We start from the raw sequence: 6,541 nt of genomic DNA, 5'->3' as shown, positions 1-6,541 counted from the left end.
TTGCGCCTGAAACACCGCACGCTTGACCTGAAACAAAACCCGATCCAAACATCAACGAGACCCAGGATCAGTCCGAGAAATGGCCGGCTTCAAATCGGAACGCTGGCCGGAATGAAATCGGAATGACTGGCCGGCTTCAAATCGGAATCGGTGGCCGGCTTCATCGGAATATGCAACCCGCCGTAGTTTTGACCTGATTGATTTCGAGTGGGCGATTATTCAGCGTACGCATACGCTGAAGGCCGCAGGATATTAGGCCGCGGGCATGTTATCATTGCGGCATGGAGATCGATGAGGACAGGATCGACGACGCTGTCTTAGCGCTTCTGTGGTTGCCGCCCGTAATGCAAGAAGTTTTTGTCCATCTGAACTTGTGATCGAGTGCGGTCTTCTGTCAGGCCTTTGATTGCGGCGTTTCGAAAGACCGCTGGCCGGTATGGTGATCTGCGGATCAGGTCCAAATCTACTTTCCGAGCTGTAAAGCTCATAGTGCTAACTGGTTTTCCTGATCCAGATCGGTTCGATCATTGCGCCCATTCAGGTCATCGACTTCTCACACCTCTTTCACCAGTATGAGCGTAATCGGCGCGGCATGGTTCATGCCATCGCCGGCAACGCTTGCTCACGGTAATCTTCCTGTTTCGTCAGCATGGCCCAGATTGTCCGTGCCATCTTGTTCGCCAGTGCAATGGCGACGAGCATTTTTGGCTTGCCCATCAGCATTCGGGCAAGCCATGAGCCTGATGCTGGCGGTTTACGGTTTGCCACTCTTACATGCGACATGGCGCCGATGATCAAAAGCCTGCGTATGTCAGCCTGCCCCGCCTTCGACACGCGGCCGAGCCGCTCCTTGCCTCCAGAAGAGAATTGTCGTGGTACAAGTCCAAGCCGAGCTGCAAAATCGCGCCCAGACCAGAAAGTCGTCATTGCTGGTGCAAATGCCTCAACCGCCAGCGCGATCATGGGACCGACACCCGGCATCGTCTGAAGAGGTGTTGCAGCGATACTATCTCTGGAGACATCGGTAAGTTGTGCCGTCCTGGTTTCGATACGGGCTGTCTTCTCTGCGATCTGCGCGAGTAGATCCCGGCATTCCTCCCGCACGACATCCGGCAAATCTATCGCTTCATCACAGATGATTGCATCAATGCGCTTGATATGGGCGATGCCCTGCGGAACGATCTGCCCAAATTCGTAGAGAACGGCTCGCAGGGCATTCACCAGTTCGGTACGCTGATGAACAAGCCGCTCTCGCCCCCGGAAGAGCACTGCTCTCGCTTGTTGATCCGGCGGCCGCGCACCGTTTGGACAACTACGCGACCTCGTGCGCAAAGTGCAGGCGGACTGCGCCATCGATCTCGACACGAACAGCTATTCCGTACCCTGGCGTCTCATCGGCGAGAGCGTCCAAGTCGTTGTACTGGCTGGCCGTGTAATTATCCGTCACGCTGGCCAGGTTGTGGCCGATCATCCTCTCTTGTTGGCGTCGCAGGTAGCGAAGGACTGGTTCGCACCGCTCCAGTTGAGCTGGCACCAGCCGCCTTGCTGCGACCACTTGCGGAATAACGAGGCCGTTGTTGGAGGTGGCTGGTGATGACGACCGTCGATCCAATCTCTCTTGTGCCAGGCGCATGTCGTGGAGCAGTCGGACCGGATCGAGCGTCAGGTACATCGCCTTGAGCCGAAGGCATGTATCCTCCGGCGTGCGTGGGTCGTCAAGCAGCCGCTGAAAGGGTGTGGCGGGACGATGATAACGCTTGATCACCTTGCCTCCGTCACGGTGCTTTTCTTTCAGCTTGAATGATGGCTGAAAGAAATTCACGAACAACCGCATTGACGAATAAAGCTTGGCCAGTTCCCGAGTGGCTCGCAGCCCCTCGAAGCGTCGGCATCCAACGATCTTGCGCACGATCGCGCCATTCTTTCTGCTCGACAAATGCCTGATCATTCTTTCGGTAAGGGCGGCAACGGGTAAGTTCGATATTATCGCGCAAGCAATACTCATGAACACTCTCGTTCATGAACACACTGTCGTTGTCAGTGTCGAAGCCCAGCAGCGGGAACGGCAGCAATTTGCGCAGTTCGGCCAACGCAGTGATCAGTACCGTTTGCTCGCGAACCAGCAGCGGCGCGCATTCCGTCCAGCCCGTGGCTATATCGGTCAACACCAGCGTTTGCGAGAAGGCACCCCTCCCGTACGGGCCGGAATGAGAAACGAGATCAGCCTCAACAAACCCGGGTGCGGGGTCATCCCAATCCGAGAAGGTTCGAACGGGAACACTACGCCGAATCGCTGTTGATCCTTTCCGGCGCCGCGGACCGGTGGCGCTCGCTTTAATCTCCTTGAGGACCCGATCGATCGTCGCTGGGCTCATCGTCAAGAGTTGCCGGCGCGTCTCGCTATTCATATCGCCGTGTCCATGACGTTCCATCGCTTCGATCAGTGTTGGCAACAGGGGGTGTAGTCGCTTGCCGCAAATTCGATCCGACGCCTCCCAAACAACGACGAGCGCTGCCCGCACGTCATCGCCGTAAACCCGGCGCCCTGGCCGAGGACCACCCTTGGCCGGTTCGCGTTCTCCTCGCAGCAGTCGCATCGCATGCTTGCGATGAAAGCCCGTGAGGGCCACGAACTCGTCCAACATCCTCGCCTTCTCGGCCCGCCCGCCTAACACATAGCGACAACTGATCGCCGCCACCAATTCCGCACGTGTCGCCATGCTTACCTTCCTCATCACAGCTCCCGAGGTTGATTCGTCGGGAGCAATTTAGATGAGGCAATAACCCATTCTCAGGGAGCAGTTCAGGCGAGGCAATGCGCGTCTCATCTTGGTTGTCGCGCTGCACTTGTGCGACCAATGGTCAAGGCCGTGCCACTTCCGCCTTTGCTGCACCATAGGAGCGGAGCTTATCGGTGATGCTCCGTTTGGGAGCAAAGCCATAGCGCTTCATTAACGCCACCAGCACGCGCGTCGCTGCCCTTTTATCACGCCGCTTCTGCAATATCTCTTCGAGAACGGTGCCATGTTGATCGACCGCACGCCAGAGCCAGAATTTCTCTCCAGCGCATTTCACGACGACTTCGTCCAAATACCAAATACCGTCGGGGCGCGCCTGCCGCCGCCGCAAGTTGCGTGCGATCTGGGGTCCGAACTTGGCAATCCAGCGGCGGACTGCCTCCTATGACACGTCGCTCGAGCAGCATTTCCTCAACTTCACGCGACTAAGGTTGAACCGCAAATAAGCCAGACCGAGAAACGATCCGTGGCGGAAAACGGTCACGCTTGAAGCTGATATCTCGTGAATACATGCCGAAATCTACGCCCAACCCGTCAGGCAGGCAACCGCAGCCCAGTTAACGTGACAATACCATATCACCTTGTTGCGGGGCGGATGTTCGGCGCCGGTGCTGGGAAATAGCACGTCTCTTTCGGTGAGATAGAGGGACCTGTCGCGTTCCAGCCAAAGGTGCCTGATTGCAATAACGAGCCTTCACTCTCAACGTGATACTGTTAAGGCGAATCGGTAGTGAAACTCATCGCCCCCAATTTCGTTCTCTGCTTCTGGAGGAAGACGCCAGTTCCGACCGTGCGTCACTATCCGCCCTGTTGAGGTTCTCCGCGGTCGCTCGCATACCTCTCAGTTGGGTTCGAGAGATGGGTCCCTGCTCTCCTGCGTGCCCATGAGCTTGGACCTGAGCCTCGTCGATCCTCCTGTCCAAACTTGGAAGCGGCACCTGTGCCACGCGGCGAGATGCAGACGCTGCAAGCGGCTCGTCACCGGGAAGCGTGCTGACACTCTGCAAGTAGTCGACTGATAATTGCGATTGCTGCCCCGCGCTCAAGTGATGATATCCCTTCAAAAGGGCGCGTGCAGCATTGTGCCGGGTAACCATGTCTGCCGAGTGGGTGGTTAATTGGACCGCTCGGTTGATAAGACGACTTCTGTTTGCACTGTCTAGGTCACCCAAGTGGTCTCCTATCTTGGCGAGCGCCATGGCTTGATTTCTCGGAGCCTCGATGTTCAGAATGCGGTCGACGGCGTCTGTTTTTCTCTGAGGAGTCTGAAATCTAAATATTGGCGCGAGCACGGGAGCTACGGCCTGTGCGAACACCCGGTCTGGTGCGCCTTGGTCCGGCGCAACTTGAGCCAGGGCCCTGTCGTGCAACGCTCGCGCTGAGCTGCCGAGCCGGTTGATCCGCTGGTGAAACGTGCCAACGGGGCTTGCCTGAACCGCCTCTCGCGCGGATCGGCTCGTGAGTTCAAAGTTCGCGAGGTTATTTGCCGTTTCAGATGTATCGTGGGTGGGTAGGCGGCTTGCCACCTCGGCCAATAGGTCATTTGGGAAGTGACTGGTTCGTTCCGCACCGCCGCCATCTCGGGATGAATTACCAGCTGTACGTGCCCGCTGTCTATCGCGATCCATGATTACACTCCGACGTTAATCTACGCTTCAAGGTGGCACCGAACAGTGACATACCAAACCGATATCACGTTATAATTGTAATTCTACCGAGGCTTCAAATCCAAGCCTGCAGCTTACCGAGGTCTCGCCTCCTGGAGGAATTGCCTATCAGGTACTCCCCGGCCTTATACAGCGGCTACCGCTCGTCGGAGGGCAGACTATTCGAGTCACATCACCTTTCCTTACACCTGATCAGCGTGCTATCAACGAGAAGTGGTCTGTTGATCGCAGCCGCTTTACCTTGGATCGCACCTAGGAACTTCGCGGCGATGTCGCCTTCCAGCAACCGGACGCGGTTCAGCTCGAGTGTCGGCCTGGGAATGAGAAAGCTTTCAAGGACTGGAAGCGCTTCGCCCCTTCCACTCAGTTATTGGCAGCATCAAGCCGGCGCTTCAGCTCGCTGAACAGGCAGAGTTCGTAGGCTCTCTTGCCATCCCGCAGACTGAGAGGCTTCCAGCCTTTGGGGGCAAAGGAGATCGGAGCTCCGTCCGGGATCGCAAATTTCCCAGTGCGGTAGAGATCGGCAATCACGGAGAGCGCCCGCAAAAGATTCGCTGCCACGGCGTGACCGCGGAATACGAGTGTCGACGGGAATTGGGGTGCCAGTTTCCGGATCGTCGGATAGCGCTGGAGCATTTCGAATTTTGACGTCGATGGCATCCGGCGCGATCAGCGGAAGTGGCTTCAAGCCGGATATATTGAAGAGGGAACTCTGTTCGACACGCGGGCGGGGACCCCGCAAGGGGGTGTGATTTCGCCCACGATCGCTAATAGAGTGCTAGACGGGCTTGAGGCCGCAGTTGATGTAAGCGCGGGATCGTCGAAACCCACGTATCAAAAAGCCAAGCCCCACGTCATCCGTTATGCTGACGACTTTGTCGTAACCAGTGCTTCGAAAGAGGTGCAGGAACGCAAGGTCTTACCGGCGATCAGGAAATTTCTTGCTGTTCGGGGTCTGGAACTCTCGGGCGAGAAAACCAGAATTACGAACATAGCGGATGGTTTCGATTTTTGGGCCAGAATGTGCGAAAGTACAACGGCAAGCTTCTCATTACGACGTCCAAACGCAGCATCAAGGCGCTGCTGGATAAGGTCCGGAAAATCATCAAAGGCAACGCTGCCATCACGCAGGAAGGATTGATACAAATAACTGACCCGATCATTCGGGGATGGGCGATGTATCACCGTCATGTCGTGGCGATGGCGACCTTCTCTTCGGTAGACTTCCACATCTGGCGCATGCTCTGGAGATGGGCGTGCCGACGACACTCCAAAAAAGGAGCACGGTGGATCAGGAGGAGGTATTTCAGGGCCAACGGCAGTCAGTCATGGGATTTTAGCACGGAGGACTCCAAATTGGCCTCGTCCGTGCAGCGGCGGTCTCAATCGAGAGCCATGCCAAAATCCAGGCGCTGGCGAACCCGTTCGATCCCACATGGGATACCTATTTCGCCCGCCGTCAGAGTGCGAAACATACCGCCGGGTAGCCCGGTGCCACATCGTGGCGCTGGAGAATGGCTTGAAGCCGGGTGCGGAGTGATCCGCCCGCCCGGTTCTTAGGGGGGCGGCGGGGCAGTAATGCCCCGCTGCTAGCCGACGTGGCGGGTGCACAATGGGATGTCAGAGAGAGGTAGACCACGGCGCGGTCAGGTGCCGTGTCCGTACCCGGCGTCCAGCCGGCCATGCTGCCGATGCTCGACCATTACCGAGGAATGATCCGCCGCCGAGCGGCGGCCGCGAGAGGGCGTCACCCGAATGGGACGAAACCCGCAAGCGGTTCGGTGAGCGCAGCTCATAGCATCGCTCGCCACAGGCGGCTCGCCCAATCAGCCTCAACTCGACAATCCATCACCAATCGTAAGCGGTTAGCCCATGGCGTGGGGCTTGAAGTTCCAGGGCATGAGCGCCTCGATTTCAGATACAGGCCAGCCTTTAGCGATGCGGGTTAATGTCTGTGAGAGCCAGTCGAGCGGATCGACGTTGTTCATCTTGGCCGTCTGGAGAAGCGTGGCCAGCGTCGCCCAAGTGCGTCCGCCGCCCTCGCTGCCAGCGAATAGACTGTTCTTCCTTGTGATC

5 protein-coding genes and 3 pseudogenes are annotated in these 6,541 nt (G+C 57.3%); 3 read left to right on the top strand and 5 right to left on the bottom strand.

All coding sequences use genetic code 11. The features are described 5' to 3' along the window. Positions 1-597: 597 nt before the first annotated feature. Entirely contained in the window at positions 598-1,269 is a 672-nt protein-coding gene (locus BN77_RS28225) for an IS110 family RNA-guided transposase (RefSeq protein ID WP_007538763.1), read from the bottom strand. Between the two features lie 22 nt (positions 1,270-1,291). Here BN77_RS28225 and BN77_RS32775 point away from each other — a divergent pair. After that, positions 1,292-1,594, top strand: a pseudogene (locus BN77_RS32775) (Mu transposase domain-containing protein); the annotation flags it as partial. A gap of 15 nt (positions 1,595-1,609) precedes the next feature. Here the strand turns inward: BN77_RS32775 and BN77_RS28220 are convergent. The 3 genes and pseudogenes from BN77_RS28220 to BN77_RS28205 form a co-directional block, all read right to left on the bottom strand. Further along, positions 1,610-2,735, bottom strand: a pseudogene (locus tag BN77_RS28220) (transposase); the annotation flags it as partial. 111 nt (positions 2,736-2,846) lie between these two features. Then, positions 2,847-3,310 (bottom strand): annotated as a pseudogene (locus BN77_RS28215) (IS6 family transposase); the annotation flags it as partial. A gap of 1,518 nt (positions 3,311-4,828) precedes the next feature. Beyond that, complete coding sequence (locus BN77_RS28205; protein WP_131815346.1) at positions 4,829-5,101, bottom strand: hypothetical protein; 273 nt, start codon at positions 5,099-5,101, stop codon at positions 4,829-4,831. Positions 5,102-5,213: 112 nt separating this feature from the next. On the opposite strand from BN77_RS28205, the gene BN77_RS36015 reads away from it, so the two are divergent. Further along, positions 5,214-5,606 carry a reverse transcriptase domain-containing protein gene (locus BN77_RS36015; RefSeq protein WP_482822330.1) on the top strand — a complete coding sequence of 131 codons (393 nt, stop codon included), beginning with the start codon at positions 5,214-5,216 and terminating at the stop codon, positions 5,604-5,606. Beyond that, a complete protein-coding gene (locus tag BN77_RS36010) occupies positions 5,489-6,025 on the top strand; it encodes a group II intron maturase-specific domain-containing protein (protein WP_412770357.1) in 537 nt (178 codons plus the stop codon). The genes BN77_RS36015 and BN77_RS36010 overlap by 118 nt, the downstream gene beginning before the upstream one ends. 305 nt (positions 6,026-6,330) lie before the next feature. On the opposite strand, the gene BN77_RS28195 is transcribed toward BN77_RS36010, so the two are convergent. Continuing rightward, positions 6,331-6,541, bottom strand: a 211-nt coding sequence (locus BN77_RS28195) for a transposase domain-containing protein (protein ID WP_040679012.1), incomplete at its 5' end; no start/stop codon positions are given.

It is taken from the genome of Rhizobium mesoamericanum STM3625 (genome assembly GCF_000312665.1).
Lineage (GTDB): Bacteria > Pseudomonadota > Alphaproteobacteria > Rhizobiales > Rhizobiaceae > Rhizobium > Rhizobium mesoamericanum.
This window is presented reverse-complemented; position numbering and strand designations above follow the sequence as displayed.

Coding starts and splice junctions, on each gene's coding strand:
- BN77_RS28205 (WP_131815346.1), bottom strand. CDS start 5,101: ATGCTCCAGCGCTATCCGACGATCCGGAAACTGGCACCCCAATTCCCG.